Source organism: Thauera carbonicopians (genome assembly GCF_025699485.1).
GTDB lineage: Bacteria > Pseudomonadota > Gammaproteobacteria > Burkholderiales > Rhodocyclaceae > Thauera.
Map to the genome: position 1 here is coordinate 18,929 of NZ_JANUXN010000001.1, position 26,662 is coordinate 45,590.

General features: G+C 67.1%; 31 protein-coding genes. 21 read left to right on the forward strand and 10 right to left on the reverse strand.

Annotation, left to right across the window (positions count from 1 at the left end; translation table 11 throughout):
- Positions 1-5 precede the first annotated feature (5 nt).
- The 3 genes from kdsA (at position 6) to ftsB (ending at position 2,630) form a co-directional block, all read left to right on the forward strand.
- On the forward strand, positions 6-845 hold the full coding sequence (gene kdsA / locus NX068_RS00080; protein ID WP_263459255.1) for a 3-deoxy-8-phosphooctulonate synthase: 840 nt from the start codon (positions 6-8) through the stop codon (positions 843-845).
- A gap of 155 nt (positions 846-1,000) precedes the next feature.
- The gene (eno, locus tag NX068_RS00085; protein ID WP_263459256.1) at positions 1,001-2,284 is read left to right on the forward strand and encodes a phosphopyruvate hydratase; all 1,284 of its coding nucleotides are present in this window, start codon (positions 1,001-1,003) and stop codon (positions 2,282-2,284) included.
- 73 nt (positions 2,285-2,357) lie between these two features.
- A complete protein-coding gene (gene ftsB / locus NX068_RS00090; RefSeq protein WP_068638080.1) occupies positions 2,358-2,630 on the forward strand; it encodes a cell division protein FtsB in 273 nt (90 codons plus the stop codon).
- A gap of 105 nt (positions 2,631-2,735) precedes the next feature.
- On the opposite strand, the gene NX068_RS00095 is transcribed toward ftsB, so the two are convergent.
- Entirely contained in the window at positions 2,736-3,287 is a 552-nt protein-coding gene (locus NX068_RS00095) for a C40 family peptidase (RefSeq protein ID WP_263459257.1), read from the reverse strand.
- A gap of 84 nt (positions 3,288-3,371) precedes the next feature.
- Positions 3,372-4,097 carry an SIMPL domain-containing protein gene (locus NX068_RS00100; RefSeq protein WP_263459258.1) on the reverse strand — a complete coding sequence of 242 codons (726 nt, stop codon included), beginning with the start codon at positions 4,095-4,097 and terminating at the stop codon, positions 3,372-3,374.
- Positions 4,098-4,321: 224 nt separating this feature from the next.
- On the opposite strand from NX068_RS00100, the gene NX068_RS00105 reads away from it, so the two are divergent.
- Positions 4,322-5,191, forward strand: a complete 870-nt coding sequence (locus NX068_RS00105; RefSeq protein WP_263459259.1) for a DMT family transporter — start codon at positions 4,322-4,324, stop codon at positions 5,189-5,191.
- Positions 5,192-5,199: 8 nt separating this feature from the next.
- On the opposite strand, the gene NX068_RS00110 is transcribed toward NX068_RS00105, so the two are convergent.
- The gene (locus tag NX068_RS00110) at positions 5,200-5,754 is read right to left on the reverse strand and encodes a gamma carbonic anhydrase family protein (RefSeq protein WP_263459260.1); all 555 of its coding nucleotides are present in this window, start codon (positions 5,752-5,754) and stop codon (positions 5,200-5,202) included.
- A 203-nt stretch (positions 5,755-5,957) separates the two neighbouring features.
- Between NX068_RS00110 and NX068_RS00115 the strand changes: the two genes are divergently transcribed.
- The 4 genes from NX068_RS00115 (at position 5,958) to NX068_RS00130 (ending at position 9,227) form a co-directional block, all read left to right on the forward strand.
- The gene (locus tag NX068_RS00115; protein ID WP_263459261.1) at positions 5,958-6,803 is read left to right on the forward strand and encodes a 23S rRNA (adenine(2030)-N(6))-methyltransferase RlmJ; all 846 of its coding nucleotides are present in this window, start codon (positions 5,958-5,960) and stop codon (positions 6,801-6,803) included.
- Positions 6,800-7,165: a nucleotide pyrophosphohydrolase gene (locus NX068_RS00120; RefSeq protein ID WP_263459262.1), complete on the forward strand. Its 366-nt coding sequence runs from the start codon at positions 6,800-6,802 to the stop codon at positions 7,163-7,165. Before NX068_RS00115 ends, NX068_RS00120 begins: the two co-directional genes overlap by 4 nt.
- 129 nt (positions 7,166-7,294) lie before the next feature.
- Complete coding sequence (locus NX068_RS00125; protein ID WP_263459263.1) at positions 7,295-8,878, forward strand: inorganic phosphate transporter; 1,584 nt, start codon at positions 7,295-7,297, stop codon at positions 8,876-8,878.
- Positions 8,879-8,897: 19 nt separating this feature from the next.
- Entirely contained in the window at positions 8,898-9,227 is a 330-nt protein-coding gene (locus NX068_RS00130) for a DUF3301 domain-containing protein (protein ID WP_263459264.1), read from the forward strand.
- Positions 9,228-9,233: 6 nt separating this feature from the next.
- On the opposite strand, the gene folE is transcribed toward NX068_RS00130, so the two are convergent.
- The 3 genes from folE to fabI all read right to left on the reverse strand — a co-directional run bounded on the left by folE (position 9,234) and on the right by fabI (position 11,356).
- A complete protein-coding gene (gene folE, locus NX068_RS00135; RefSeq protein WP_263459265.1) occupies positions 9,234-9,872 on the reverse strand; it encodes a GTP cyclohydrolase I FolE in 639 nt (212 codons plus the stop codon).
- 86 nt (positions 9,873-9,958) lie between these two features.
- Positions 9,959-10,561, reverse strand: coding sequence for a hypothetical protein (locus NX068_RS00140; RefSeq protein ID WP_263459266.1), 603 nt, complete (start codon positions 10,559-10,561; stop codon positions 9,959-9,961).
- Positions 10,562-10,576: 15 nt separating this feature from the next.
- Positions 10,577-11,356, reverse strand: a complete 780-nt coding sequence (gene fabI, locus NX068_RS00145; protein ID WP_263459267.1) for an enoyl-ACP reductase FabI — start codon at positions 11,354-11,356, stop codon at positions 10,577-10,579.
- A gap of 187 nt (positions 11,357-11,543) precedes the next feature.
- Between fabI and NX068_RS00150 the strand changes: the two genes are divergently transcribed.
- From NX068_RS00150 to NX068_RS00160, 3 genes are all read left to right on the forward strand, one after another.
- Positions 11,544-12,071 (forward strand): HAD domain-containing protein, encoded by a 528-nt coding sequence (locus NX068_RS00150; protein WP_263459268.1) that lies wholly within the window; start codon positions 11,544-11,546, stop codon positions 12,069-12,071.
- Positions 12,072-12,172: 101 nt separating this feature from the next.
- Positions 12,173-12,946 (forward strand): hypothetical protein, encoded by a 774-nt coding sequence (locus NX068_RS00155; protein WP_263459269.1) that lies wholly within the window; start codon positions 12,173-12,175, stop codon positions 12,944-12,946.
- Positions 12,946-13,494 carry a YaeQ family protein gene (locus tag NX068_RS00160; RefSeq protein ID WP_263459270.1) on the forward strand — a complete coding sequence of 183 codons (549 nt, stop codon included), beginning with the start codon at positions 12,946-12,948 and terminating at the stop codon, positions 13,492-13,494. Before NX068_RS00155 ends, NX068_RS00160 begins: the two co-directional genes overlap by 1 nt.
- Positions 13,495-13,577: 83 nt before the next feature.
- Here NX068_RS00160 and NX068_RS00165 read toward each other — a convergent pair whose 3' ends face one another.
- From NX068_RS00165 to cspE, 3 genes are all read right to left on the reverse strand, one after another.
- Entirely contained in the window at positions 13,578-14,459 is an 882-nt protein-coding gene (locus NX068_RS00165) for an alpha/beta fold hydrolase (RefSeq protein ID WP_263459271.1), read from the reverse strand.
- A gap of 108 nt (positions 14,460-14,567) precedes the next feature.
- On the reverse strand, positions 14,568-16,619 hold the full coding sequence (locus NX068_RS00170; protein WP_263459272.1) for a DEAD/DEAH box helicase: 2,052 nt from the start codon (positions 16,617-16,619) through the stop codon (positions 14,568-14,570).
- 278 nt (positions 16,620-16,897) lie between these two features.
- Complete coding sequence (gene cspE / locus NX068_RS00175; protein WP_004260632.1) at positions 16,898-17,107, reverse strand: transcription antiterminator/RNA stability regulator CspE; 210 nt, start codon at positions 17,105-17,107, stop codon at positions 16,898-16,900.
- Positions 17,108-17,473: 366 nt separating this feature from the next.
- Here cspE and ylqF point away from each other — a divergent pair, with 366 nt between their 5' ends.
- Complete coding sequence (gene ylqF, locus NX068_RS00180; protein WP_263459273.1) at positions 17,474-18,394, forward strand: ribosome biogenesis GTPase YlqF; 921 nt, start codon at positions 17,474-17,476, stop codon at positions 18,392-18,394.
- Between the two features lie 48 nt (positions 18,395-18,442).
- On the opposite strand, the gene NX068_RS00185 is transcribed toward ylqF, so the two are convergent.
- A complete protein-coding gene (locus tag NX068_RS00185) occupies positions 18,443-18,658 on the reverse strand; it encodes a hypothetical protein (RefSeq protein ID WP_263459274.1) in 216 nt (71 codons plus the stop codon).
- 107 nt (positions 18,659-18,765) lie between these two features.
- On the opposite strand from NX068_RS00185, the gene NX068_RS00190 reads away from it, so the two are divergent.
- The 9 genes from NX068_RS00190 to nusA all read left to right on the forward strand — a co-directional run bounded on the left by NX068_RS00190 (position 18,766) and on the right by nusA (position 26,661).
- Positions 18,766-19,659: an alpha/beta fold hydrolase gene (locus tag NX068_RS00190; RefSeq protein WP_263459275.1), complete on the forward strand. Its 894-nt coding sequence runs from the start codon at positions 18,766-18,768 to the stop codon at positions 19,657-19,659.
- Positions 19,660-19,681: 22 nt separating this feature from the next.
- A complete protein-coding gene (locus NX068_RS00195; protein ID WP_263459276.1) occupies positions 19,682-20,536 on the forward strand; it encodes a 3',5'-nucleoside bisphosphate phosphatase in 855 nt (284 codons plus the stop codon).
- A 13-nt stretch (positions 20,537-20,549) separates the two neighbouring features.
- Complete coding sequence (locus NX068_RS00200) at positions 20,550-21,182, forward strand: L-threonylcarbamoyladenylate synthase (protein ID WP_263459277.1); 633 nt, start codon at positions 20,550-20,552, stop codon at positions 21,180-21,182.
- Between the two features lie 99 nt (positions 21,183-21,281).
- Positions 21,282-21,941, forward strand: coding sequence for a site-2 protease family protein (locus NX068_RS00205; protein ID WP_263459278.1), 660 nt, complete (start codon positions 21,282-21,284; stop codon positions 21,939-21,941).
- A 13-nt stretch (positions 21,942-21,954) separates the two neighbouring features.
- Positions 21,955-22,785 (forward strand): segregation and condensation protein A, encoded by an 831-nt coding sequence (locus NX068_RS00210; protein WP_263459279.1) that lies wholly within the window; start codon positions 21,955-21,957, stop codon positions 22,783-22,785.
- Entirely contained in the window at positions 22,763-23,362 is a 600-nt protein-coding gene (gene scpB, locus NX068_RS00215; protein ID WP_263459280.1) for an SMC-Scp complex subunit ScpB, read from the forward strand. The genes NX068_RS00210 and scpB overlap by 23 nt, the downstream gene beginning before the upstream one ends.
- Positions 23,313-24,452: a 23S rRNA pseudouridine(2605) synthase RluB gene (gene rluB / locus NX068_RS00220; RefSeq protein ID WP_263459281.1), complete on the forward strand. Its 1,140-nt coding sequence runs from the start codon at positions 23,313-23,315 to the stop codon at positions 24,450-24,452. The genes scpB and rluB overlap by 50 nt, the downstream gene beginning before the upstream one ends.
- Before the next feature lie 271 nt (positions 24,453-24,723).
- A complete protein-coding gene (rimP, locus tag NX068_RS00225; RefSeq protein WP_263459282.1) occupies positions 24,724-25,158 on the forward strand; it encodes a ribosome maturation factor RimP in 435 nt (144 codons plus the stop codon).
- Between the two features lie 27 nt (positions 25,159-25,185).
- Entirely contained in the window at positions 25,186-26,661 is a 1,476-nt protein-coding gene (gene nusA, locus NX068_RS00230) for a transcription termination factor NusA (protein ID WP_263459283.1), read from the forward strand.
- Position 26,662: the final 1 nt, after the last annotated feature.

Consider the following 26,662-nt stretch of genomic DNA (forward strand, 5'->3'; position numbering starts at 1 on the left):
GAAGCATGAACCTGTGTGGTTTCGAAGTCGGACTCGACAAGCCCTTCTTCCTCATCGCCGGCCCCTGCGTGGCCGAATCCGAGCAGATGTGTCTGGACATCGCCGGCCAGATGAAGGAGATCTGCGGCGAACTGGGCATTCCGTACATCTTCAAGGCCTCCTACGACAAGGCCAACCGCAGCTCGGGCAGGAGCTTCCGCGGCCACGGCATGGATGCCGGGCTCAAGATGCTCGAAACAGTGAAGAGACAGCTCGCTCTGCCGGTGCTGACCGACGTCCATACCATCGAGGAAATCCCGGTGGTGGCCTCGGTCGTCGATGTGCTGCAGACGCCAGCCTTCCTGTGCCGCCAGACCGATTTCATCCATGCGGTGGCGGCCAGCGGCAAGCCGGTCAACATCAAGAAGGGCCAGTTCCTCGCCCCGGGCGACATGAAGAACGTCGCCGACAAGGCGCGCGAGGCCAATGGCGGTGCTGACACCATCATGGTCTGCGAGCGCGGCGCCTCCTTCGGCTACAACAACCTCGTCTCCGACATGCGTTCGCTGGCGATCATGCGCGACACCGGCTGTCCGGTGGTGTTCGATGCCACCCATTCGGTGCAGCTGCCGGGCGGGCAGGGCACGGCTTCGGGCGGCCAGCGCGAGTTCGTGCCGGTGCTGGCGCGTGCGGCGGTCGCGGTCGGCGTGGCGGGCCTGTTCATGGAAACACATCCCGATCCGGCCAAGGCGCTGTCCGACGGCCCCAACGCCTGGCCGCTGCCGAAGATGAAGGCCTTGCTGGCGACGCTGAAGGAGATCGACGCGCTGGTCAAGCGCGAAGGCTTCCTCGAAACCACGCTCTGAAAATGGCTGGGCGGCGGCGGTATCCGCACGGACTGATGAGCGCTATAGCGCGGCGGCGCCCACAAGGCGGCGCGCGGGCGCGAGCATTCTTTCTGCCGGGTCATGCCCCCGCGTGATCGATTCGAATCATCCCGTAACTGAAACAGGACAAACATATGAGTGCAATCGTTGATGTGATCGCCCGCGAGATTCTCGACTCCCGCGGCAACCCGACCGTCGAAGCCGACGTGCTGCTGGAATCCGGCGTGATGGGCCGCGCCGCCGTGCCCTCGGGCGCGTCCACCGGCTCGCGCGAAGCGATCGAACTGCGCGACGGCGACAAGTCGCGCTTCCTCGGCAAGGGCGTGCTGCGCGCGGTCGAGAACGTGAACACCGAGATCGCCGAAGCCATCATCGGCCTCGACGCCGAAGACCAGTCCTTCATCGACCGCACCCTGATCGAGCTGGACGGCACCGAGAACAAGTCGCGCCTGGGCGCCAACGCCATGCTGGCGGTGTCGATGGCCGTGGCCAAGGCCGCTGCCGAGGAAGCGGGCCTGCCGCTGTACCGCTATTTCGGCGGCTCCAGCCCGATGGTGATGCCGGTGCCGATGATGAACGTCATCAATGGCGGCGAACACGCCAACAACAGCCTCGACATCCAGGAATGCATGATCATGCCGGTGAGCATGAACAGCTTCCGCGAAGCCCTGCGCTGCGGCGCCGAGATCTTCCAGCACCTGAAGAAGATCGTCGATGGCAAGGGCTACCCGACCACGGTCGGCGACGAAGGCGGCTTCGCCCCCAACGTGTCCGGCACCGAGGAAGCGCTGAACCTGATCCAGGAAGCCATCATCGCCGCCGGCTACGTGCCCGGCCAGGACGTGTTGCTGGCGCTCGACTGCGCCGCCTCCGAGTTCTACAAGGACGGCAAGTACGAGCTGAAGGGCGAAGGCCTGTCGCTGAGCGCCGAAGGCTTCACCGACTACCTGGCGACGCTGTGCGACAAGTTCCCGATCGTGTCGATCGAGGACGCGATGGCCGAAGGCGACTGGGAGGGCTGGAAAGTGCTGACCGAGCGCCTGGGCAGCAAGGTGCAGCTGGTGGGCGACGACCTGTTCGTCACCAACACCCGCATCCTGCAGGAAGGCATCGAAAAGGGCATCGCCAACTCGATCCTGATCAAGATCAACCAGATCGGCACCCTGACCGAGACCTTCGCCGCCGTCGAGATGGCCAAGCTGGCCGGCTACACCGCGGTGATCTCGCACCGTTCGGGCGAGACCGACGACTCGACCATCGCCGACATCGCCGTCGGCCTGCGCGCGATGCAGATCAAGACCGGCTCGCTGTCGCGTTCGGACCGCATCTCGAAGTACAACCAGCTGCTGCGCATCGAGGAAGATCTGGGCGACACCGCCTTCTACCCGGGCAAGCGCGCGTTCTACAACCTGCGCTGAGCACTGAGGCACGGCCGAGGCCGGCGGATCGTCCGCCGGCCTTTGTCGCACCTGCACTGGCGGTATTCCTTCCATGCGCTGGCCCATCCTGATCCTGCTCGCCCTCGTCGTGCTGCTGCAGTACCCGCTCTGGCTGGGGAAGGGGGGCTGGCTGCGGGTGTGGGAAGTCGACCGTCTGCTGCAGGCGCAGCGCGCCGAGAACCTGCGTCTCGAACAGCGCAACGCCGGTCTCGATGCCGAAGTGCGCGATCTCAAGTCGGGTAACGAGGCGATCGAGGAGCGGGCACGCTTCGAGCTCGGCCTGACCCGGCCGGAAGAAATCTACGTGCAGGTGCCGCAGAAATAGGGCTGTGCGCTGCCACGCCGTGCACGGCGCGAAAAAACCGAATGGAAGCCGGGCGCAAGGGTTCGTGCCGGTAATTGGCATGCCCGCTGTCGGGCGGGCCATGGCTCAGTTCAGGGCGATCAGCGTCCGTGCGCCGTCGATGCGCGGCGCGAAGTAGCGGTTGTCCAGCCTTTCCACGCGGACGCTGCCGCGGCTGGATGGCGCATGGATGAAGCGGCCGTCGCCGATGTAGATGCCCATGTGCGAATGGCGGCGTTTCAGGGTGTTGAAGAACACCAGGTCGCCGGGCTGGAGCTGATTGACCTTGATCGGCCGCGTGCGGTCGGCGATCTGGGCGGCGTTGTGCGGCAGGCGCTTGCCGCTGATGTTCTCGACGATCCAGGCCACCATGCCGCTGCAGTCCAGGCCCGCTTCGGGGTTGCGTCCGCCGAAGCGGTAGCCGGTGTCGAGCAGGCCGAGCGCGAACAGCACCATTTCCTGCGCATGGGCTTCGTCTTCGAGCGTGAAGTAGCGGGACTGGGTGATGGGAGCATCCGTCGTCGCATGCGGACCGGGCGCGGGCGCCGAGCTGCAGCCGGCGAGGAGGGCTGCAGCGAGCGCGGCGATGCCGGCAAGGCGGATGGCCGGGCGTGGAGCGGGTGTCGATGCGTGTTCCATGCGCGCAAACATAATCGAGCCGGCCTGCCGCGTCCAGCGCGGCAGCCGGCAATGGCAAGCCAGGGCTTGCAGGCCCGGCCTGCTTCAGTCCAGCAATTCGATGCGGCCGTTGATGTTGACTGCCAGTTCGCTCTCGCCGCCTTCGAGCGGCGCTGGCGCGTGCGCCGCATCGGCCATCATCGCCGGCGCGGCCTGCATGCGATACCTGATCGGCGGCAGGCCGCCGCTGTCACCGATCGACATATGCACGATGCGGTATTGCTTGCCGAGGGTCTTGGCGATCAGCGCCGCGCGCTGCTCGAAAGCCTGAATCGCGCTGACGGTGGCTTCCTCTTCCGCCTTGCGCCGGGTCTCGGGCGCGGGCTGCATGGCGACGCCCGACAAGGCCAGATCCGACTGCAGCCTGCCGATCAGCTCCGACAGCGCACCGAGGTCACGGCTTTCGATGCGGATCTCCGAGCGCATGCGCCACGATTCGATCTTCCCCTGGCCGTTCTTCGCATACACCGGCCAGGTCGATACCCCGCCGGACTGGGCTTTCACGCTGGCGAAGCCACGCGCCAGGTCGAGCGCCTTGCTGATACGCCGATTGATTTCCTTCGCCAGCACAGCCGCATCCTTGCCGTTGCTTTCAGCATAGAGGGTGGCGATGCCGAGGTCGTTCGGTGCTGCCTGGCTTGCGTTCGCCGAGAATTCGATGGTTTGCTGCTGACGGGCGTTCTGCTCGGGTGAGGCAAGCGCGACAGTTGCGGCAAGCGGCGAGACGAGGGCGGCGCCGAGGATGATGCTGGGCCAGAGGCGAAGAGACATGGGCGAACTCCCGGGATTGATGATCGATGAATGGCCGGCGCCTGCCGCGGTGGCGCGCATGCAGGTCGCCGTATCCGGTATACCGCAATTCGCCGCTCGGCGGGGCAGGCGGGTGTAAGTGTGCATTGCCCGGCGATTTCCGGCGTTCGGTGGGCCTCTGCGGTCCCCGCGATTGACCCCCGCGCGGCGCGCAGGCATGCTTGCCGACTTTTGCCGCCAGCATCATGAATCCACGGCTCGTCGGCGCACTCTGCGTGGCGCTTTCGGCAGCATCGTTCGGCGCGATGGCGATCTTCGCGCGCCAGGCCTACGCCGGCGGCGCAGACGTGACCGCCGTGCTGCTGCTGCGCTTCGTGATCGCGGCGGTGCTGCTGACGGGGCTCATGCTGGCGACCGGGCGGCGCTGGCCGAGAGGACGCAGCCTGGCGCTGCTGCTGGCGATGGGCGGGCTGTGCTACGTCGGCCAGTCGATGAGCTTCTTCTCCGCGCTCAATCACGCTTCGGCCGGGCTGGTGGCCTTGCTGCTCTATCTCCACCCCTTTCTCGTCACCGTGTTCGGCGCCCTGATCCTGCGCCGGCCGCTCGGCGCCAGACGAATGCTCGCGGTGCTTGCCGCCTTGCTCGGTACGGCCCTGACGCTGGGCGGTGGCCTCACCGGCGAAGCGCTCGGCATCGTGCTGGGCGTGACGGCGGCGGTGATCTATTCGATCTACATCCTGGTCGGCGCCCATGCGCTGAGCCGGGAAGACCCGCTGGCGGCAGTCACGGTGGTGATGATCGGTGCGGCGATCGTGTTCGCGGCACTGGCCGGCTGGCAGCAGCCGGCATTCCCGGCCACGGCGCCGGCCTGGACTGCGGTATTCGCGATCGCCATCGTGTGCACCGTGGTAGCGATGCTCGGCCTGTTCATCGGCATCCGCAACCTGGGGGCGGCCGATGCGGCGACCCTGTCGACGCTGGAGCCCGTGGTGACGATCGTGCTGGCGGCGATCTTCCTGGGCGAGGCATTCACGCCGCTGCAGATCGTCGGCGGTGCGATCGTGCTGGCCGCCGTGGTCTGGCTGGCCCGGGCCGGCGGCCAGTTGCCGGCCTAGGCCGGCGCTCAGGTGGACGGTTGCCCGAGTACCGTCGCCGGGTCGATTGCCCGCAGCTCGGTCTTGTAGCGAGCCGCATTGTCGACGTAGTGGCGGGCGTTCCACTTCAGGTGCTCGATCTCGGCATCGGAAAGCTGACGGATCACCCGGCCGGGCGAGCCGACGACCAGCGAGCGGTCGGGGATGGCCTTGCCTTCCGGGATCAGCGTGTTGGCGCCGATGATGCAGTGCTTGCCGATGACCGCCTTGTTGAGGATCACGGCATTGATGCCGATGAGGCTGCCGTCGCCGATCGAGCAGCCGTGCAGCATCGCCATGTGGCCGACGGTGACGTCCGCGCCGATGGTCAGCGGCACGCCGTCGTCGGTATGCAGCACCGAGCCGTCCTGGATGTTGCTGCCGTCGCCGATCCTGATCGGATCGTTGTCGCCGCGAATCACCACGTTGTACCAGATGCTGACGTCGCGACCGGCCTCCACCGCGCCGACCACGGTCGCATTGTGGGCGACCCAGGATCCTTCGCCGAAACGGGGCGTGCGATCGCCCAGGGCGTAGATGCTCATGTGTGTTTTCTCGCTCTCTCTGGCTGCCGGCCGGTGCCGACGCTCGGGGGGCGCATCATAGCAAGCGCATCATGCGCTGCAAACCACTCCGGGGTCCGGCAATGTCCCTGATCCTGCGGGAAATTCCCCATCCGCTCCCCCGGCTGCCTTGGCGCTTTCCCCCGCTGCAGTGCTAGCATGCGAGTCGCAAACGGATATCCTTCATGCTCAGTTACCGCCACGCCTTCCATGCCGGCAACCACGCCGACGTCCTTAAACATACCCTGCTGCTCGAACTGCTGTCCTATTTCAACCGCAAGGACAAGCCCTGGCATTACATCGACACCCATGCGGGCGGCGGCTGCTACGCGCTCGACAGCGAGCAGGCCGGCAAGACCGCCGAGTACGTCGATGGCGTCGGCCGCATCTGGGACCGGACGGACCTGCCCGAGCCATTGGCCGCCTACCGTGCGGCGCTGGCACAGTTCAACCCCCATGGGCGCCTGCTGTTCTATCCCGGTTCGCCTGCGCTGGCGATGACGCTGGCGCGGCCGCAGGACCGTCTGCGCCTGTTCGAACTGCATCCGGCCGATTTCGACTCGCTGACGCGCACTTTCGCCACCGAGGCCGAACGCGTGCAGTGCCGCAAGGCGGACGGCTTCGGTGCGCTGAAGAGCCTGCTGCCGCCGCCTTCCCGCCGCGCCGTGGTGCTGATCGATCCGCCTTACGAAGTCAAGGACGACTATCGCCATGTGGTCGATTGCATCAGGGATGCGATGCGGCGTTTCCCGACCGGTACTTACGCCGTGTGGTACCCGATGCTCGCACGTCCGGAAGCGCGCAGGCTGCCGGAGCGGCTGGCGGAGCTGGGTGCCGGTAGCTGGCTCGACGTCCGCCTGGCGGTACGCCGGCCGCCGCGCGAGGGCTTCGGCATGTTCGGCAGCGGCATGTTCATCGTCAATCCGCCCTGGGTATTGCCCGAACGGCTCGAATCGATGATGCCTTGGCTGGTGGAGGCGCTGGGCGTCGACGATGGTGCCGGCTTCGACCTGGAGCACCGCATCGAATGAAACCGGAACAAACGGGGGATCGGCTCGACGGCCTGCGCGATGGCTTGCGCCGCTTCGCCGCCGAGCGCGACTGGAACCAGTTCCATACGCCCAAGAATCTCGCGATGGCGCTGGCCGGCGAGGCCGGCGAGGTCATCGAACATTTCCAGTGGCTGACCTCCGAGCAGTCCGCCAAGCTGGATGCTGCATCGCGCAATGCAGTGGCGGAAGAACTGGCCGACGTGCTGCTCTATCTCGTCCGCCTGGCCGACGTGCTGGACATCGATCTGGTGGAGGCCTCGGTGCGCAAGATGGCGATCAATGGCAGGCGCTATCCCGCCGACAAGGCCAGAGGGCGGGCCGACAAGTACGATCGCTTGTAAAGACTTGCGCTGGCGGTGTTGCACCGATGCTGCGCCGCAGCGTGATCGGCGGTGGAGGGACTCACGAGGAGTTTGGGCGCTTGTCGATTTTCTGAAACAATGGCGCCTTTCCATTTCGGATCACTTGGCGTGGACCTGAAACACATCAGCGAAATTGAACGAGCAACGCATCGTGGCCGGGGAGAAGTGCTTCGTCTCGGCATCGGCCTGCTCTTCATCGTCGGCGTCATGTTCTATGCCGCGATGCGCGGCGGTGGCGGCGACGGCAGCCTGATTCTCGTCATGGCAGCCATGGTCGGCGGCTACATGGCGATGAACATCGGCGCCAATGACGTCGCCAACAACGTCGGCCCGGCCGTCGGTTCGAAGGCGATGAGCCTGGCCGGAGCGCTGGTCATCGCCGCCATCTTCGAGGCGGCCGGCGCGCTGATTGCCGGCGGCGAAGTCGTCGGCACCATCCGCAGCGGCATCATCGACCCCGAACTGATCACCGATTCCGACACTTTCGTCTGGATCATGCTGGCGGCGCTGCTGGCCGGCGCATTGTGGCTGAACATCGCCACCGCGGTCGGCGCACCGGTGTCGACGACGCACTCGATCGTCGGCGCCGTGCTCGGCGCCGGCATCGCCGCCGAAGGCACGGACATCGTCGCCTGGTCGACGATGGGCAACATCGTTGCCAGCTGGGTGGTGTCGCCGGTGCTCGGCGGCGTGTTCGCCGCCGCCTTCCTGTACCTGGTCAAGCGCAGCATCACCTATCAGACCGACATGGCGGCGGCGGCGCGCAGAACGGTGCCGATGCTGGTCGGCCTGATGGCCTGGACTTTCGGCACCTACCTGATCCTGAAGGGCCTGAACCGCGTGTGGTCGGTCGGCTTCGGCGAGGCGGTGGTCTATGGCCTGTTGATTGCGGTGCCGATCTTCCTGCTGACCAAGCGCTCGATGAACGGGCGCGGCATGCAGCTCGCCAACACCAAGCAGAGCGTCAACCGCCTGTTCACCGTGCCGCTGATCTCGGCCGCGGCGCTGCTGAGCTTCGCCCACGGTTCCAACGACGTGTCGAACGCGGTCGGCCCGCTTGCCGCGATCGTCGATGTCATCACCAGCGACGGCGTGATGCACAAGTCGGCGCCGATCCCGACCTGGGTGATGATGGTGGGCGCGCTCGGCATCGCGCTCGGCCTGGCGCTGTTCGGACCGAAGCTGATCCGCACCGTCGGCAGCGAGATCACCGAACTGGACCAGATGCGCGCCTACTGTATCGCCATGGCGGCGACGCTGACCGTGATCGTCGCCAGCCAGTTCGGCCTGCCGGTCAGCTCGACGCACATCGCCGTTGGCGGCGTGCTCGGCGTCGGCTTCCTGCGCGAGTACCTGAAGAGCAACTACGACCGCATGCTGGAAGAGATCAAGGCCCACCACCCGGAAGGCGATCTGGCGGCGATCGAGGCCTTCGTCGCCCGCTTCGAGAAAGCCTCGATCGAGGAGAAGGGCGAGATGCTGCGCGACCTCAAGCAGCGCTCGAAGAAGGCCGAAGACCCGGCGCACTTCTCCAAGGTCGAGCGCAAGGGCTTGCGCAAGGTTTACCGCCGCGAACTGGTGAAGCGCTCGCAACTGATGCGGATCGCCGCAGCCTGGATCATCACGGTGCCGGCGTCGGCGCTGATGGCGGCGATGCTGTTCTTCATGATCCGCGGCATGATGCTGCCGTGACCACGGCCACCTGCGCCAGATGAGCTTTGTCGAACTGATGACGGTGCTGGGGCTGGGCGGCATCGTCTGGTTCTGGTTCGACAGCCTGAAGGCGCGCGAGGCCGGGCTGGAGGCTGCACGGCGCGCCTGCCTGCGCGAGGGGCTGCAGTTTCTCGATGAGACCGTCGTCGGCCACGGCATCAGGCTCGCACGCAACGACGAAGGACATGTGGTGCTGCGCCGCGGCTTCGATTTCGAGTATTCGCTGTCGGGCGACGACCGCTATCGCGGCGCGGTGGTCATCGAAGGGCGCGAGGTCGTGCTGGTCGATACCGCGCAGCACCGCATCCGCGTGCTGCACCCGCACTGATGCCGTCTAGCCCGAGATCGCGCGCAGGAACTCGCTGCGGGCCTGGGGCGAACGTTCGAATTCCCCGCTGAAAGCCTGGGTGACGACGCGTTCGTCGCCGCGCCGGTCCTCGCCCAGCAGCAGGCAGAGCTGCTCGGCTTCGATCACGCAAGCCGCACCTGCCGCCTTGCCGTGCCGCAGCAGCGCGTCGGCGATGTCGCGCGTCATCCATTCCTGGTAGGTGAAGCGGTGGCCGATCGCGTCCACCAGGCGGGCGATGCGGCCGAAGCCGTGCAGGCGCCCGTCGGGGATGTAGGCGACGTGGGCGACACCGCGGAAGGGCACGAGGTGGTGCGGGCAGACGCCATGGACGGCGATGCCGCGCACCACGACCATGTCGCGGCGTTCGTCGGCGAAGCCTTCGCCCAGCACTTCGGCCGGATCCAGCTCGTAGCCGCCGAGCAGGCGCCGCTGCCACAGTTCGCGCACGCGCTGCGCGGTGCGGCCGGTATGGGAGGAATGCGGATCGATGCCGCAGGCGCGCAGCAGGTCGTCGATCGCGCGTTCGAAGGCGGGGGCGTCGAAGGCGCCGCTCCGTGCGATGCCGATGGTGTCGGGCGGTGCCGGGGAGGGCGCTTCATGCGCGTCATGGTCGTGTGGGTGCATCAGGCCTTCCATGCGTATCGCGGCTGGTGGGCAGGCCATGATACGCGGATCGCCCGCCAGCGTCGCCGCGGCAGCCTGGAGAGGGCTCAGGCGATGAAGACCGGGTCCGAGAACACCAGTGTGCCGTCCTTGCGCATCATCAGGTTGTTGGCGTTCAGGATGTCGGGCAGGACCTGGTATTCCTCGACGAAGTCCGACAAGGCCTTGAGTGCCTTGTCGAGCTTGTTGCTGGCGAAGGGGTTCAGCGTCATGTCGTACAGCGCGATCCGGCCCATGTCGGTGCCGAGCTTGCTCCATTGCTGGCAGGCCGACCAGTAGGTGTCGATCAGCCGCAGCGCCAGCGCTGCCGCGGGGGAGCCTTCGGCCAGCGGATAGAGCTTTTCCATCTCGATCAGATGCAGCGGATAGCCGGACTGCGCACGGCCGATGACGCCGTGGTCGGCATGGATGACGGGGAAATGCTCGCCGCGCGGACGATCGTCGGCGGTGTAGAGGAAGTAGTCGGCGGGCGAGCTGACGATCTTGTAGACCCGCTCGCCATCGCCCTTGTCGAGCACGATCGAATATTCGCCACGGCCGATTTCCTCCTTGCCGTCGAGCAGCGGATGCGCCGGCACGGGGTCCGGCAGCACGACGCTGGTTCGCCCGAGCTGGGCCCGGGCCGAGGCGATGTCGATCGTGGCGATCATGGCGATGCTCCGTGCTTACGCCATGATGTTATACCCGGCATCGACGAAATGCACTCCGCCGCTGACCAGCCGGCCGGCGTCGGACACCAGGAAGGCGGTCAGCGCGCCGATGTCCTCGGGCGTGACCAGCGCATGCATCGGCGAGCGCTCGACCGCGGCGGCCATCAGGCCGTCGAAGCCGGCGATGCCCGAGGCGGCGCGGGTCATCAGCGGGCCGGGCGACACGGCATTCACGCGGATGTTCTTGGCGCCGAGTTCGGCCGCCATGTAGCGGGTGGCGGCCTCGAGCGCGGCCTTGCACAAGCCCATCACGCCGTAGTTGGGGATGACCTTTTCCGAGCCCAGGTAGGTCATCGTCACCAGTGCGCCGCCGCCGGCCTTCTCGAGCAGCGGCTCGGCCTTCTTGGCCAGGCGGACGAAGGAGTGGGTCGACACGTCCATCGCCAGCGCGAAACCGTCGGCCGAAGTGTCGACCACGCGGCCGTGCAGGTCGTCGCGCTTGGCGAAAGCCATGCTGTGCACGGCGAAGTCGAGCTTGCCGTGGCGGGCCTCGATTTCGGCGAAGGCGGCATCCATGGTCTCAGGGTTGGTGACGTCGAGCAGGAACACGTCCTCGACGCCGAGGCGGTGGATCACCGGCTCGATGAAGGCGCGGGTCTTTTCGTTCTGGTAGGTGATGATCAGCTTGGCGCCGGCCTGGGCGCAGGCTTCGGCCACGCCGGTGGAGATGGATTTTTCGTTGGCGATGCCGGTGATCAGGCCGACCTTGCCTTCCAGATTGATGATGGGCGTCATGCTGTAGTCCTCGCAGTTAAAAGGGTTTTTGTGCGCTGCAAAATCAATATGCCGCAGCGATGCGGCGATTTTCTTTCAATGATTCGTGACGAAAGCGGCAGGTGCCGGTGCCTTGGATTGGAGTATATTCTGCATTGCAGCAATCCAGAACCGTAGCCATGCGCCCAAATGGCAGAGAGAGTGCAACATGACACGCAATACATACATCTTCATGGACTTCGACGGCGTCACCCACCCTTGGGGCGAAGTCGAGGACTTCCGCTGCCTGCCGCTGATCGAGGCGGTGCTGCGGGAGTTCGAAGAGGCGCGCGTGGTCATCGCCTCGGACTGGCGCATGCTGTTCTCGATGCAGAAGCTGGTGGCCCGTTTCGCCGAGGACATCCGTCCCCGCATCGCCGGTGCCACGCCGCACATGCTGCCCAAGCACGGTGCCGAGCTGCATGGCCTGCGCGAGCGCGAAGCGATGCTGTGGCTCGCCCAGCACGAGGCGGATCATCGCAGTGCCGCGTGGTGCGCGCTGGACGATGCGCCGGGCAACTGGATGACCCGCTCGCGCCTGTTGCTGACCGATTTCAAGCGTGGTTTCACCGACGAGGACGCCGCGGCGCTGCATCGCATGCTGCGGAACTTCCGCGACGGGACCGCCGAGAGTGTCGGTTTTCGCGCTGGCGCCGCTGCGCCGGCGTCGTTGTGGGCGGCGCGCAGCATCGCCTGAGCGTCGCCGCGGGTCCCTGCGGCCCGCACGCAGGCGGTCCGATTTGATTCGAGCGGTATCGCTGTGCACAATGGGCGCCCATTTCTGCCGACGGTGGCCCCATGAGCGCGAACGATGACGCGATTCCTCCCGACCCTCTCGCTGTCGATGCCGACAGCGGCGTCCAGCGCCAGGCCGCGCAGATGGCGCAGGAGGCCTTTGCCCGCGTGTTCCGCCTCAGCGTCGGCGAAAGCGATGAAGTCCGCCTGAAAGGCGTCGCCCAGCTGCAGCGCGAACTGGATGACTGGGCCTGTGCCGGCGATGGCGACGAGGCCCGCGCCTTGCGGCTGGCTCTGCTGCTGTCCGGCATGGACCAGTGGGGCGTGGCCTGGAGCCAGGCTTTCGGCCTGGTGTCCATCCCCGGCCTGACCGAACTCATCGGCAGCCTGCGGACCGGGCTCGGAGTCGAGGATGAGGCGCGTTTCCTGCGCCAGTTCGAGGCCATCGGCCAGGCCGAGGAGAACGCCATCGACTTCAAGGTCGAACTGCGGCGAGGCATTCACCTTGCGCTATGGCATTCGTCCATCGCCACCGAGGACCGCGACGAGGCCTTGCGCCTTGCCGCGCAGCTCGGCGGCCGCCTGCTCGGCCTGATGACGCGCGAGATGCCGCTGGCCGGCTGGCGGCTGGTGGCCGATACGCTGGCCTTCATCCAGATCCGCTGCCTGGCCGACGGCCTCGCCGCCGAAGGTGCGGGACAGGAAGCCACCCAGGCCTTGTTCGGCGCGCTGGCGCGCGAGCTGCCGCAGGAGCAGCGCGACCGAGTGATGGCGCATGCCGCGCGTGCCGTCATCGCCTGGCAGCAGGCCAGCCGCCCACCGGAGCAGATGCACTGATGGCGCTCAAGGCGACGATCTTCAAGGCCGACATCCAGGTCGCGGACATGGATCGCGGCCACTATGCCGACTACAGCCTGACGCTGGCCCGCCATCCGTCCGAGACCGACGAGCGGATGATGGTGCGCCTGCTGGCCTTCGCGCTGTTCGCCGATCCGGCGCTGGGCTTCGGCAAGGGCTTGTGCGTGGACGACGAGCCGGACCTGTGGCGCAAGGACCTGACCGGCGCGATCGAGTGCTGGATCGACGTCGGCCAGCCCGACGAGAAATGGGTGCGCAAGGCCTGCGGGCGGGCGGACGAGGTGATCGTGCTCGCCTACGGCCGCGCGCTGGAGGTGTGGTGGAACGGCGTGCGCGAGAAGCTGGCGCGCCAGTCCTCGCTGCGGGTCATCGAGCTGGCACGCGAGGCGAGTGCCGAACTGGCGAAACTGGCCGAGCGCACGATGCGCCTGCAGTTCAGCATTCAGGACGGCCACGTCTGGGTGACCAACGGCCGCGATACCGTGTCCATCGAACCCCGCTTCCTGCTGGGTGGCGGCCAGGCCTGATCGGCGTGCCGATGCGCGGCGGATGAATTCCTCGCGCACGCCTTTTGCAACATGCGCGGCCGAATACCCGCGGCAGGCATGCTTCAGCCAGCGGCCTGGAGAAAGCGCTTGATCTCGGCGGCCGCCGCGTCCGGTGTTTCCTGCATGAAGCAGTGTCCGCCCGGCACCAGTTGCTGGCGTACCGACGGATTGCCGGCGCGCCAGCGGGCGATGCCCTTGGCGGCGAAGGGATAGCTGCGGTTGCCGCGCAGCACCAGCGTGGGGGTGCGCACCCGCGCCAGCGAGGACCACAGGCGGCGCGGATAGGAGCCGAAGATCTCGGCTTCGCGGCTGGGCCGGCACTTGAGTTCGACGCCGCCCGCCGGACTTTCACGCAGGGCATGGTCGACGTAGGCCTGCAGTGCGTCGTCGCGCCAGCCGCGGAACATGCCGCGCTCCTGCAGCCCGAGCCAGGCGGCCGTGCGGTCCGGCCAGTGGTGGCGGCGCCGGCGTGCCCGGCTGGCGAGCGTGTTGCGCGACAGCAGGCCGACGACGTCGGACAGCGCCATCAGGCCGATCATCGCCGGCGGGAACAGCACCGGATCGAGCAGCACCGCACGTGCGAACAGGTCCGGCTCGCGAGCCATCATCAGGCAACTGATGACGCTGCCGAAGCTGTGGCCGACGGCGTGGACCGGCACATCGCCGAAGCGTGTCCGCTGCGTCCGCCAGGCCTCGGCAGCGAATTCGGCGGTCCGGTTCCAGCCGTGGAAGCGTCCGCCCTGGTCGCTGTCGCCATGGCCCTGGACGTCGGACAGGAAGAGGTCGAAATCTTCCGCCAGAATTTCCAGCATCGGCGCATAGGTCAGCCCGCAATAGCCGTTGCCGTGCAGGAAGTGGATCAGCGGGCGGCCGGAAGGCGGGCTGTGCTGCCCGCGCAGGGTGAATCCGGCTGCGGTGATGTGGTGCCAGGCTTGCAGCTTCATGCTCGGTCCAGCGTTCATGTCGAGTGGGCGGCACGGGCACTGAATACGCCGACGGCATCCGGCTGCCGAGGCGGAGCAGGGTGCCCGGAGCCGGCTGCCGCCGCTTGTTCAGCTTTCCTTGCGCTTGCGGGGCTTGCCCGTGCCGTGGGCGGCCGGGCGCGGCGTGTCGGCGGGGCGGCTGAAGTGGCGGTGATGGCCGCCGGCGTCGCTGCGGCCGGGTGCGTGCTCCTGGCGGCGCCAGCCGTCTTGCGACTTGTCCTGCGACTTCCAGCCGCCCTTCGCCTGGCCGCCTGCCGGTCCGGAGTCGCGGCGCTCGAAACCGCCGGGCCGGCGATCCTGCTTGTTGTCGTCGCGCCAGCCGCCGCCGTCGCGCGGCGGACGGCGGCGTTCCGGCGTCGCGGCGGCTTCGGCGGCCGACAGCGCGCGGATGTTCAACTGCATCTGCCGCACCCGGGTGCGCTTCAGGGTGTCCATCAGATCGGCGGGCAGGTTGGCCGGCAGTTCCACGGTGGAGAAGTCGTCGAACAGGTGGATCTGGCCGATGAAGCGGCCTTCGATGCCGCCTTCGTTGGCGATTGCGCCGACGATCTCCTTCGGGCTGGCGCCCTGGTTGCGGCCGACTTCGATGCGGTAGCGCACCAGTGCGCCGTCGGCAAAGGCGCGGCGGCGGGAGAGGATCTCGTCGCGGTTGGGGCGGGGCGTGCGCTCGCGCGGCGCGCCGGTGGTGAAATGCTCGTCGCGCGGCGGCCGGCCGCCGCTGCCCGGCTGGGCGGTGGCCAGATCCCAGCCGCGGCCCGACTGCTCGATCAGCAGCGGCCGTTCGCGCTGGGCGAGATAGGCGAGCGCGGCGGCGATCTCATGCACGTCCAGTTCGTTCTCGTCGGCGAGGTTGTTGACCACGTCCATGTAGAAACCCAGTTCCTGCTCGGCGGCAGTCTCGACCACCATGCGCTTGAACTGCGCGACGCGCAGGTTGGTGACTTCCTCGCTGCTCGGCAGCGCGATCGGCGTGATCGGCTGGCGGGTGGCGCGCTCGATCATCTTCAGCATGCGCGTCTCGCGCGGCGCCACGAACAGGATCGCGACGCCTTCGCGGCCGGCACGGCCGGTGCGGCCGATGCGGTGGACGTAGGCTTCGGTGTCGTAGGGAATGTCGTAGTTGATGACGTGGCTGACGCGCGGCACGTCGATGCCGCGCGCGGCGACGTCGGTGGCGATGACGATGTCGAGCGCACCATTCTTGAGTTGCTCGATCACGCGTTCGCGCAGGCCCTGGGTCATGTCGCCGTTGAGCGCCGCCGCCGCGTAGCCGCGCGCGGCGAGCTTGTCGGCGAGTTCCTCGGTGGCGATCTTGGTGCGCACGAAGACGATCGCGGCGTCGAAGCTTTCCTCGGCGTCGAGGATGCGGGTCAGCGCGTCGAGCTTGTCGACGCCGCGCACCAGCCAGTAGCGCTGGCTGATCTTCGACACCGTGGCGGTGGCGGCGCGGATCCTGATTTCCTCGGGTTCGCGCAGGTGGCGGCGGGCGACGTCGCGGATCGCGTGCGGCATCGTCGCCGAGAACAGCGCGGTCTGGCGCTCTGCCGGGGTGTGCTCGAGGATCCACTCGACGTCGTCGATGAAGCCCATGCGCAGCATTTCGTCGGCTTCGTCGAGCACGATCGCCTTCAGCGCGTCGAGCTTCAGGCTCTCGCGCTCGAGGTGGTCCATGACGCGGCCCGGCGTGCCGACGATGACCTGGGCGCCGCGCGACAGCTGGCGCAGCTGCACCACCATGCTCTGGCCGCCGTAGATCGGCAGCACGTGGAAGTTCTTCAGGTGGTGGGCATACTTGGCGAAGGCTTCGGCGACCTGGATGGCCAGTTCGCGGGTCGGCGTCAGCACCAGCACCTGCGGCCGGGTGTCGGCCAGATCGAGACGGGCCAGCATCGGCAGCGCGAAGGCGGCGGTCTTGCCGGTGCCGGTCTGGGCCTCGCCGAGGATGTCGCGTCCGGCCAGCAGCTGCGGAATGCAGGCGGCCTGGATCGGCGAGGGCGTTTCGTAGCCGACTTCGGCCAGCGCGGACAGGAGGGGCGCGGGAAGGTCGAGATCGGTGAAGCGCAGCGTCTCCCGCGAGGCGGTCTCGGGGCTGGGAGATTCGTTGGGAACGGTGTCGGTCATGGCAGTCGAGCCGCATGGGCGGCAATGGGCAGCGATGCTGCGAAGTCGCGATTATCGGCGAATCCGGTGCAGCAAACGAGTGAAGCGGAGTAAAGGGGTGTGAAGCGGGGGCGTGAAACGGAGCGGGGCGCGACGAGCGGCCGTGTTTGCTGCGACATCCTCGTGCAGCGCCCGGAGGGCTTTGGCGCCTTGCCGCAGCCTGGCGGCAGAAAAGCAAAAAACGCGGCGCAAGGCCGCGTTTCGTCTTGAATCGATCGACGTCGCCGACGTCGAAGCGATTACAGCGGGCGGATGTTGGCCGCCTGCAGGCCCTTCGGGCCGGTCTTGACTTCGAATTCGACGCGCTGGTTTTCAGCCAGGCTCTTGAAACCCTTGCTCTGGATTTCCGAGAAGTGGGCGAACAGGTCGTCGCCGCCGTTTTCCGGGGTGATGAAGCCGAAGCCCTTGGCGTCGTTGAACCACTTGACGGTACCGGTTTGAGTGCTCATTTGCGTTCCATATAAAAAATGACTGGGCATGCGCCCCAAAATGCAGGAACGATCAAGAAACGTAATCCAGAGGAATCAGACCGGCACGCGTTCTTGTAGAACACGCTGGACAACCACCAGAACAACCACTGCTTGAATCGACTGCGAGCCGCACGATACACCGTTTCCGGGGCATGGGGAATTTATTTTGCGTGCCGGGCGAAAAAATTTTCCGCCGGAGAGGGCGCGCGGAGAATGGGCATATGGCGGCCGAAATTGTTGTGCATTGCATCATGCACGGCACGATGCAGCGGCCGGGAAAGAAGGTGTAAAGCAGCGGAGCGATGGGATAATGCGCGCACCAGAAAAAAGGCGATGAGCTAAAGCATGTCAATCCAGTGGTTTCCCGGTCACATGGCGTCGGCGCGGAAAAAGGCCGCCGAGGCGATGGCGGCCATCGACGTCGTCATCGAAGTGACCGATGCGCGCCTGCCCGAGGCCAGCAGCAATCCGATGATTTCCGAGCTGCGGCGCTTCCGCAACCGCCCCTGCCTGAAGCTGCTGAACAAGGCCGACCAGGCCGATCCGGCGGCGACCCGGGCCTGGATGGATTTCTACAATCGCCAGCCGGGCGTAAAGGCGGTCGCGATCTCGGCCAAGAATGCCTCCGATGCCGCGCGCGTGCCGGCCTTGTGCCGCCAGCTCGCGCCGCACCGGGACGACGGCACCAAGCCGCTGCGGATGATGATCATGGGCATTCCCAACGTCGGCAAATCGACGCTGATGAATGCGCTGCTGAAGCGCAAGGTGGCCAAGGTCGGCGACGAGCCGGCGGTGACCAAGCACCAGCAGACGCTGGACCTGGGGCCGGGCATGACGCTGACCGACACGCCGGGAATGATGTGGCCCAAGATCGACTACGATCCGGACGGCTACATGCTGGCGGCCAGCCATGCGATCGGCCGCAATGCCGTCATCGACGAAGAGGTTGCGGCCTTTCTCGGCGGCATCCTGCTGGAGCGTTATCCGGCGCTGCTGGCGGCCCGCTACCGCATCGATCCGTCGTCGATGGATGCCCAGGCGCTGGTGGAGGCGATCGGGCGCAGGCGGGGCTGCCTGGTCAAGGGCGGCGGGCTGGATCTGGAAAAGGCCTCGCTGATCCTGCTGCAGGATTACCGTGATGGCGTGATCGGGCGCATCAGCCTGGAAACGCCGGAGTCGCGGGCGGCGATGGTCGCGCGGATCGAGGCCGAGCGTGCCGAGGCCGCTGCCAGCGACGGCGGGGCGGCGGGCGAAGAAGAATCGTAGGCCTTGGACGCCTTCGGGTTTGAAGGCGCGGCCGATGGGGGGCTGCGCTCAGTTTCCGGCCGCGATCTCGATCCAGCGCAGCCACTGCCCGCAGGCATTGCGCGGCCCGCGCAGGCTGCCGTGCCACGGCCCCTGGTTGCAGGTGCCGCGGCTGTTCTCGGGGTCGATGTGAACCGTGCTGCCGTCTTCCGCCAGCGTGCGCTTGCCGCCCCAGCGGTTGCAGGTGGGGCAGCGGCGAAGCTCGGCAATCGGGGAAATGTTCATCGGTCTTGCGGTCGGGTTCGGCTCGGGCAGATCAGGAGGCGATGATACGCGAGCAGCCTCGCATCGTCGCCGCCGGGGTGCGCCGGGGGCTTTGCTATCATTCCGCCATGAAAAGCTCCCGTTCCCGTTTCCTCGATATCCGCGGCCTGCGGCTGCATCTGCGCGAATGGGGCAGGGCGGGCGCCCCCCGACTGTACCTGCTGCACGGCTGGATGGATGCGTCGGCATCGTTTCAGTTCATGGTCGATGCGCTGGCCGGCGACTGGCATGTGATCGCGCCCGACTGGCGCGGCTTCGGCCTCAGCGCCTGGAGCCAGGCCGACGGCTACTGGTATCCGGATTATTTTGCCGACCTCGATGCGATCCTGCGCGCGGTCGAGGGCGAAGACACGGCGCCGGTGCGCCTCGTCGGCCACAGCATGGGCGGCAATGTCGCGCTGATGTACGCAGGCATCCGTCCGGCCCGGGTCGGACGCGTCGTCGTGCTCGATGCCTTCGGCCTGCCGGATCGGTCGGCCGCCGAAGCGCCCGGACGCTATCAGAAGTGGCTGCGGGAACTGGCCGAAGTGCCGCGGCCGCGGATCTACCCCAGTCTCGACGCGCTGGCCGAGCGTCTGCGGCGGGACAATCCGCGCCTCGACGCGGCCCGTGCAGGCTGGCTGGCGGAAGCGCTGGCCCAGCCCGACGAGCGGGATGAAGTCAGGGGCTGGCGGATCGCCGGCGACCCCTTGCATCGCCGGGTCAATCCGGTGCTCTACCGCCGTGCCGAGGCGGAAGCCTGCTGGCGGCGGGTGACGGCACCGGTGCTGGCGATCGAACCCGCCAATGCCGATCTGCGCGAACGCATCGGCGTCAGCGACGAGGATCACGCGGCGGCCTTCGGCTGCTTCGCCTCGATCGAGGTGCGCAGGCTCGACGATGCCGGCCACAATCTTCACCATGACCAGCCGCAGCGGATCGCGGAGATCGTCGAGGCCTTCTTCCTGTCCGATGGGCAGTGACGCTTCTTGCCGGAGTATTCAGATGACGCACGCCGAACTGCATGCACTCAATGCCGATCTGCATTGCCATTCCACCGTGTCCGACGGCTGGCTGGAACCCGCCGAGGTGGTCGCGCGGGCAAAGGCGAACGGTGTCGAGCTGCTGGCGCTGACCGACCATGACGAACTCGGCGGGCTCGGCATCGCCGCGGCGACGGCGGCCGAACTGGGGCTGCGCTTCGTCCCCGGGGTGGAAATCTCGGTGTCCTTCGCCGACGAGACCATCCACGTCGTCGGCCTCGGCATCGATCCGCGGGAGCCCGGCATCGTCGCCGGCCTGCAGCAGATCCGCTCGGGACGCGATGCGCGCGCCGCGCGCATCGGCGAGGCGCTGGCTGCAGCCGGCATTCATGGCGCACTCGAAGGCGCGCGCCGCTTCGCGCGCAACCCGGCGCTGGTCAGCCGCGCCCATTTCGCCCGCCATCTGGTCGCCAGCGGCGTGATGCCGGACGTCAGGACCGTGTTCGACCATTACCTGGTGCGCGGCAAGCCCGGCTTCGTCGACCACGAATGGGCGTCGCTGGAGGAGGCGGTGGGCTGGATTCGCGCTGCCGGCGGTGTCGCCGTGGTCGCCCATCCGGCGCGCTACCGGCTGTCCAATGCCGACATGGAGCGCCTGCTCGACCGCTTCGCCGCCGCTGGCGGCGAGGCGATCGAAGTCGTCTCCGGCGCCCACTCCGAGGACGAGATGCGCCGTTTCGCCACCGTCGCCCGCCGCCGCGGCCTGCTCGCCTCGCGCGCTTCCGACTTCCACGGCGAGAACGAAAGCCCGGTCGACCTCGGCTGCTGCAACCCCCTTCCGCCCGACCTCACGCCGGTGTGGTCGCGCTTCCTCTGAGAAAACGACAACCATGGCCCAGTTCTTTTCCCTCCACCCCGAACAGCCCCAGCCGCGCCTGATCCGCCAGGCGGCGGAAATCATCCGCGGCGGCGGGCTGGTCGTGCTGCCGACGGATTCGGCCTATGCACTGGCCTGTACCGTCGGCGATGCCGGCCTGCTCGAGCGCATCCGCAGGATTCGCGGCGTCGACGAGCGGCATCACTTCACCCTGATGTGCCGCGACCTGTCCGAGATCGCCACCTACGCGCGGGTCGACAACAGCCAGTACCGGCTGCTCAAGGCGACCACGCCGGGCGCCTACACCTTCATCCTCGAAGGCACCAAGGAGCTGCCGCGCCGGGTCTTGCACCCGAGGCGCAAGACCATCGGTCTGCGCATCCCCGAGCACGCGGTGGTGTCGGCGCTGCTGGCCGAACTGGACGGCCCGATGCTGAGCTCGACCCTGCTGCTGCCCGATGAGGACCTGCCGCTGACCGACGCCGAGGAGATCCGCGACCGCCTCGGCAAGCTGGTCGATCTGGTGATCGAAGCCGGCTACTGCGGCCCCGAAGCCACGACGGTGATCGATCTGACTTCCGGCACCCCGGAGCTGGTGCGCGCCGGCTGCGGCGCGCTCGAACCCTTCGGCCTCGAGGCGGACTGAGCGGATGGCCGCGGCCGTGGCCCGCAGCGGTCCCGGCCGGGGGCTGCCGTGGGCAAAGGTGCGCTCTGCTAGAATGCCCGCTTTACTGCCGACGCTTCCATGGATTCTCTGATTTCGACGCTGGCGATCTGGGCGCTGCCCGTGGTGCTCGCCATCACCCTGCACGAGGCGGCGCACGGCTATGTCGCCCGCCATTTCGGCGATCCCACCGCCGATCTGGCCGGCCGCATCACGCTCAACCCCTTGCGCCACATCGACCCGGTGGGCACGATCCTGGTGCCGGCGGGCATCCTGGCGCTGAGCTCGCTGGCCGGTGCCGGCGGCATCCTGTTCGGCTGGGCCAAGCCGGTGCCGGTCAATTTCGGCCGGCTGCGCAACCCGAAGGCGGACATGTTCTGGGTGGCCGCGGCCGGGCCGTTCATGAACCTGCTCATGGCGCTGGGATGGGCGATCCTGTTCCGCATCGCGATGGCGGGCGAGCCGGGCGACTACACCTTGCCGATGATGAAGATGGCCGACGCCGGCATGCAGATCAACGCCGTGCTGATGGTGCTGAACCTGCTGCCGATCCCGCCGCTGGACGGCGGCCGGATCGCCGTCAGCCTGCTGCCGAACCGCCTGGCCTGGGGCTTTGCCCGGCTCGAGCCCTATGGCTTCCCGATCCTGCTGGTGCTGCTGTTCACCGGTGTGCTGGGCACCATCCTGTGGCCGCTGATCGCGGGTTTCCGCTATCTGCTCGGCGCGATCGTCGGCATCTGACGCACATGTGCCAATGAACATGCCGCTGGAACTGGCGCCGGTCGAGGCGCCCGAGATGCTGGAGCACGTGGCGCGCATCTATGGCGAACCGCTGCTCGAACTGCCGAAAGACCTGTATATTCCGCCCGACGCGCTGGAAGTATTCCTCGACGCCTTCGAGGGGCCGCTCGATCTGCTGTTGTACCTGATCCGCAAGGCCAACCTCGACGTCCTCGACGTTCCGATGGCGCCACTGACGGCACAGTATCTCGAGTACGTCGATGCGATGCGGGCGAGCAATCTGGAGCTTGCTGCCGAATATCTGCTGATGGCGGCGATGCTGCTCGAGATCAAGTCGCGCATGCTGCTGCCGCGGCCGCCGCGCGAACATGCGGAAGAGGAAGATCCGCGCGCCGAACTGGTACGCCGCCTGCTGGAGTACGAACGCATGAAGCTCGCCGCGGCACGGCTCGACACGCTGCCGCGCGCCGAACGCGATTTCGAGTGGGTCGGCGTCTTCGTCGCCGAGAAGGTCGTCGAACGCCAGCCCGAAGTCAGCCTGCACGACCTGCAGCTTGCCTGGCTGAGGATCATGAAGAATGCGCGCCTGACCCAGCATCACCGTATCGGGCGCGAGCAGCTTTCGGTGCGGGAGCACATGACCGGCATCCTGCGCAAGCTCGGCGGTGGCGGTTTCGTCGTCTTCGATGCCCTGTTCGATGTGAAGCTCGGCACGGCGGGCCTGGTCGTGAGCTTTCTCGCCGTGCTCGAACTGGTGAAGGAAAAACTGGTGGAAGTGAGCCAGAACGAGGCCTTTGCGCCGATCTACGTGAAACTGGCCGATGCAGCCCGCGACGACGCCTGAAGCCTGGTCGCGCGTCATCGAGGCCGCGCTGTTCGCCGCGCCGGCGCCGCTGCCGGTATCCGAGTTGCGCCGCCTGTTCGACGAGGATCCGGGGCCTGAGCTGGTGCGCAAGCTGCTGGAAGAACTGCGCGCCGAATGGGCAGCAGCCGGGCGCGGCATCGAACTGGTGCAACTGGCCAGCGGCTGGCGCTTCCAGACGCGCGCCGACTACCAGGCCTACCTGGATCGGCTCAAGGAAGAAAAAGCGCCGCGCTACTCGCGCGCGGTGATGGAAACACTGGCGATCATCGCCTACCGGCAACCCGTCACGCGCGGCGACATCGAGGACGTGCGCGGCGTGGCGGTGTCGCCCAACATATTGAAGACGCTGGAATCGCGCGGCTGGATCGACGTCGTCGGCCACCGCGACACGCCGGGCCGTCCGGCGCTCTTCGCCACCACCCGGCGCTTTCTCGATGACATGGGTCTGCGCAGCCTCACCGAGCTGCCTGCGCTGACCGAGATCGAAAAAATCATGGACCTTGTCGATGCCTCGCAAACCGAACAGCCCGTTCCGCCCCCCGCAGAAGAAGTCTGACGCGATCGAGATCCTCGACCGCCCCCGTCGTGCATCGCGCAAGGATGATCACGACGAGGACGCTCAGCCGCGCGACCCCGATGCCCACCTCAATGCCGATCCCCGCGGCCCGCGTGGACCGCGTGGCGGAAATCGCGGGGGCGGGCGCCCGGGTGGCGGTGGCGACCCCGCCCGCAGGCCGGATGCGCACAAGTCCGCGCTCGGCGTGCCGGAGCGCGGTGAACGGGGGGCTCGCCCCCGGCCGCAGGGGCAGGGCGGCGGGCGCAATGCGCCGACGACGCTGACCGAGCCCGAGCGCCTGCAGAAGGTGCTGGCCCAGGCCGGCGTGGCCTCGCGGCGGGAGATCGAGGAATGGGTGGTCGCCGGCCGCATCTCGGTCAACGGCCTGCCGGCCTCGCTCGGCCAGAAGATCGGCCCGGGCGACCGCGTCAAGGTCAATGGCAGGCTGGTGCCGCTGCGCTTCACCCAGCGTTCGCCGCGGGTGCTGATCTACCACAAGCCCGAAGGCGAGATCGTCTCGCGCGACGACCCGGAAGGCCGTCCGACCGTGTTCGAGCGCCTGCCGCTGCTGCGCAAGGGGCGCTGGCTCGCCGTCGGCCGGCTGGACTTCAACACCTCGGGCCTGCTGCTGTTCACCAACGACGGCGACCTCGCCAACCGCCTGATGCATCCGCGCTACGAGTTGGAACGCGAATACGCGGTGCGGCTACTGGGTGAGCTGACCGAGGAGCAGGTCAAGTCGCTGACCGAAGGCATCCAGCTCGCCGACGGCCCGGCGCGTTTCAACAGCCTGCGCGACGAAGGCGGCGAGGGCGCCAACCACTGGTACCGGGTGACGATCTCCGAAGGCCGCAACCGCGAGGTGCGGCGCATGTTCGAGGCAGTCGGGCTGACCGTCAGCCGCCTGATGCGGGTGCGCTACGGCAGCGTGGAACTGCCGACCCGCCTCAAGCGCGGCATGTGGATGGAAATGCCCGAAACCGAAGCCTGTTTGCTTGCCGGCCTGCCGGCGCCGCAGCGCCAGGTGCAGAAGAACGATCGCGACAAGCGTCCGCCCAAGATGCACCGGACCACGCCCGTGGCGCGCTGATTTTCAGTTCCTGCGTCGCCACGGGTGACTGGCCGGGCCGGATTGCTGCGTTGCGGCAGTTTGCCCGGCTATCGGTTTTGGCGCTATACTCTCAAGGCTTTGATGGATGGCTTTCGTCCGCTCGCGTCTTCCGGCGCGTTGCGGGGTGTGCGGAAACATCCTGAGGTTGTGATCAGCGGCGTGTTCCGGACAGGGGCGATGGGTTGATGGGCGTTAGGCCCATTTTTTATTTGTGCGCGGCAATCCGAAGGCAGCGCAGCGGAAGACAGGTATGCGAGCAGGAATCGAGAATCTGATCGAACAGGTGGTGACCGGCCTCGGCTATGAACTCGTCGATATCGAGTTCTCGCCGCGCGGGCGTCTGCTGCGTGTCTTCCTCGACATCGAGCGCGGCATCACCGTCGATGACTGCGCCACGGTGAGCAACCAGCTGCAGCGCGTGTTCGAGGTCGAGAACATCGACTACGACCGGCTCGAAGTGTCGTCGCCCGGCCTGGATCGTCCGCTGAAGAAGCTGGCCGATTTCGAGCGCTTCGCCGGCCAGGAAGCGCAGATCCGGCTGTCGCTGCCGATCGACAACCAACGTAATTTTGCCGGCGTGCTCGGCGGTGTGCGCGATGGCGCCGTGGTGCTCACGACCGAGAAGGGCGAGCAGTCGCTGCCTTTCGAGGACATCGAGAAAGCACGTCTTGTACCCAAATTCTGAGACTGTGGATGTGGAGGTTTTCCTGAAATGAGCCGCGAGATCCTGCTGCTTGTTGATGCATTGGCGCGTGAGAAGAACGTCGCCAAGGACATCGTTTTCGCCGCGCTGGAGTCCGCGCTGGCCTCCGCAACCAAGAAGCGCATCCATGACGACGCCGATGTGGTGGTGTCGATCGACCGCGAGACGGGCGACTACACCTCGTGCCGCCGCTGGGTGGTCATGCTCGACGAGGAAGTCACCAACGACGAAGCCGAGATGGGCATCATCGATGCGCGCGACATCCGCGCCGATGTGCAGCTCGGCGAGTACATCGAGGAAGAGCTCGAACCGATCGACTTCGGCCGCATCGGTGCGCAGGCCGCCAAGCAGGTCATCCTGCAGAAGATCCGCGACGCCGAGCGCGAGCAGGTGCTGAACGACTTCCTCGAGCGCAAGGAATTCCTCGTTTCCGGCGCGATCAAGCGCATGGAGCGCGGCAACGCGATCATCGAAGTCGGCCGCATGGAAGCCGTGCTGCCGCGCGACCAGCAGATCCCGCGCGAGAACCTGCGCGTCGGCGACCGCGTCAAGGCCTTCCTGCTGCGCATCGACCGCGGCGCCCGCGGCCCGCAACTGATCCTGTCGCGCACCGCGCCCGAGTTCCTGATGAAGCTGTTCGAGCTCGAAGTCCCTGAGATCGAGGACGGCCTGCTCGAGATCAAGGCCTGCGCCCGCGACCCCGGCCTGCGCGCCAAGATCGCGGTGAAGTCGAACGACCCGCGCATCGACCCGATCGGCACCTGCGTCGGCCTGCGCGGCTCGCGCGTCACCGCGGTGCGCAACGAGATCGGCGGCGAGCAGATCGACATCATCGTGTGGGCACCCGATCCGGCCCAGTTCGTCGTCGCTGCGCTGCAGCCGGCCGAAGTGGTGTCCATCGTCGTCGACGAGGAAGCCCACGCGATGGACGTGGTGGTGGACGAGAACAACCTCGCCATCGCCATCGGCCGCAACGGCCAGAACGTCAAGCTCGCTTCCGAGCTCACCGCCTGGACGATCAACCTGATGAGCGAACAGGAGTCGGCCGAGAAGACCGCGCAGGAGCAGCAGGGCCTGCGCGCGCTGTTCATGGAAAAGCTGGACGTCGACGAGGAGATCGCCGACATCCTGATCGAGGAGGGGTTCTCCTCCCTGGAAGAAATCGCCTACGTGCCGTTGGCCGAGATGCTCGAGATCGAAGCCTTCGATGAAGAGACGGTCAATGAGCTGCGCAACCGCGCACGCAACGTGTTGCTGACCGAGGCGATCGTGACCGAAGAGCAGCTGGAGAACGTCTCCGACGATCTGCTCAATCTCGACGGCATGGAGAAGTCCCTTGCCGCCAAACTGGCCCAGCAGGGTGTGCGCACCCGTGACGACCTCGCCGACCTCGCGGTCGACGAACTGGTCGAAATGGCCGGGATCGACGAAGAAAGAGCCAAGGCGCTGATTTCCGTTGCGCGCGCCCATTGGTTCCAGGAATGAT

Bases quoted from the DNA above. Each gene is read 5' to 3' on its own strand.
- kdsA (WP_263459255.1), top strand. From the start codon at position 6: ATGAACCTGTGTGGTTTCGAAGTCGGACTCGACAAGCCCTTCTTCCTC.
- eno (WP_263459256.1), top strand. From the start codon at position 1,001: ATGAGTGCAATCGTTGATGTGATCGCCCGCGAGATTCTCGACTCCCGC.
- ftsB (WP_068638080.1), top strand. From the start codon at position 2,358: ATGCGCTGGCCCATCCTGATCCTGCTCGCCCTCGTCGTGCTGCTGCAG.
- NX068_RS00095 (WP_263459257.1), bottom strand. From the start codon at position 3,287: ATGGAACACGCATCGACACCCGCTCCACGCCCGGCCATCCGCCTTGCC.
- NX068_RS00100 (WP_263459258.1), bottom strand. From the start codon at position 4,097: ATGTCTCTTCGCCTCTGGCCCAGCATCATCCTCGGCGCCGCCCTCGTC.
- NX068_RS00105 (WP_263459259.1), top strand. From the start codon at position 4,322: ATGAATCCACGGCTCGTCGGCGCACTCTGCGTGGCGCTTTCGGCAGCA.
- NX068_RS00110 (WP_263459260.1), bottom strand. From the start codon at position 5,754: ATGAGCATCTACGCCCTGGGCGATCGCACGCCCCGTTTCGGCGAAGGA.
- NX068_RS00115 (WP_263459261.1), top strand. From the start codon at position 5,958: ATGCTCAGTTACCGCCACGCCTTCCATGCCGGCAACCACGCCGACGTC.
- NX068_RS00120 (WP_263459262.1), top strand. From the start codon at position 6,800: ATGAAACCGGAACAAACGGGGGATCGGCTCGACGGCCTGCGCGATGGC.
- NX068_RS00130 (WP_263459264.1), top strand. From the start codon at position 8,898: ATGAGCTTTGTCGAACTGATGACGGTGCTGGGGCTGGGCGGCATCGTC.
- folE (WP_263459265.1), bottom strand. From the start codon at position 9,872: ATGCACCCACACGACCATGACGCGCATGAAGCGCCCTCCCCGGCACCG.
- NX068_RS00140 (WP_263459266.1), bottom strand. From the start codon at position 10,561: ATGATCGCCACGATCGACATCGCCTCGGCCCGGGCCCAGCTCGGGCGA.
- fabI (WP_263459267.1), bottom strand. From the start codon at position 11,356: ATGACGCCCATCATCAATCTGGAAGGCAAGGTCGGCCTGATCACCGGC.
- NX068_RS00150 (WP_263459268.1), top strand. From the start codon at position 11,544: ATGACACGCAATACATACATCTTCATGGACTTCGACGGCGTCACCCAC.
- NX068_RS00155 (WP_263459269.1), top strand. From the start codon at position 12,173: ATGAGCGCGAACGATGACGCGATTCCTCCCGACCCTCTCGCTGTCGAT.
- NX068_RS00160 (WP_263459270.1), top strand. From the start codon at position 12,946: ATGGCGCTCAAGGCGACGATCTTCAAGGCCGACATCCAGGTCGCGGAC.
- NX068_RS00165 (WP_263459271.1), bottom strand. From the start codon at position 14,459: ATGAAGCTGCAAGCCTGGCACCACATCACCGCAGCCGGATTCACCCTG.
- NX068_RS00170 (WP_263459272.1), bottom strand. From the start codon at position 16,619: ATGACCGACACCGTTCCCAACGAATCTCCCAGCCCCGAGACCGCCTCG.
- cspE (WP_004260632.1), bottom strand. From the start codon at position 17,107: ATGAGCACTCAAACCGGTACCGTCAAGTGGTTCAACGACGCCAAGGGC.
- ylqF (WP_263459273.1), top strand. From the start codon at position 17,474: ATGTCAATCCAGTGGTTTCCCGGTCACATGGCGTCGGCGCGGAAAAAG.
- NX068_RS00185 (WP_263459274.1), bottom strand. From the start codon at position 18,658: ATGAACATTTCCCCGATTGCCGAGCTTCGCCGCTGCCCCACCTGCAAC.
- NX068_RS00190 (WP_263459275.1), top strand. From the start codon at position 18,766: ATGAAAAGCTCCCGTTCCCGTTTCCTCGATATCCGCGGCCTGCGGCTG.
- NX068_RS00195 (WP_263459276.1), top strand. From the start codon at position 19,682: ATGACGCACGCCGAACTGCATGCACTCAATGCCGATCTGCATTGCCAT.
- NX068_RS00200 (WP_263459277.1), top strand. From the start codon at position 20,550: ATGGCCCAGTTCTTTTCCCTCCACCCCGAACAGCCCCAGCCGCGCCTG.
- NX068_RS00205 (WP_263459278.1), top strand. From the start codon at position 21,282: ATGGATTCTCTGATTTCGACGCTGGCGATCTGGGCGCTGCCCGTGGTG.
- NX068_RS00210 (WP_263459279.1), top strand. From the start codon at position 21,955: ATGAACATGCCGCTGGAACTGGCGCCGGTCGAGGCGCCCGAGATGCTG.
- scpB (WP_263459280.1), top strand. From the start codon at position 22,763: ATGCAGCCCGCGACGACGCCTGAAGCCTGGTCGCGCGTCATCGAGGCC.
- rluB (WP_263459281.1), top strand. From the start codon at position 23,313: ATGCCTCGCAAACCGAACAGCCCGTTCCGCCCCCCGCAGAAGAAGTCT.
- rimP (WP_263459282.1), top strand. From the start codon at position 24,724: ATGCGAGCAGGAATCGAGAATCTGATCGAACAGGTGGTGACCGGCCTC.
- nusA (WP_263459283.1), top strand. From the start codon at position 25,186: ATGAGCCGCGAGATCCTGCTGCTTGTTGATGCATTGGCGCGTGAGAAG.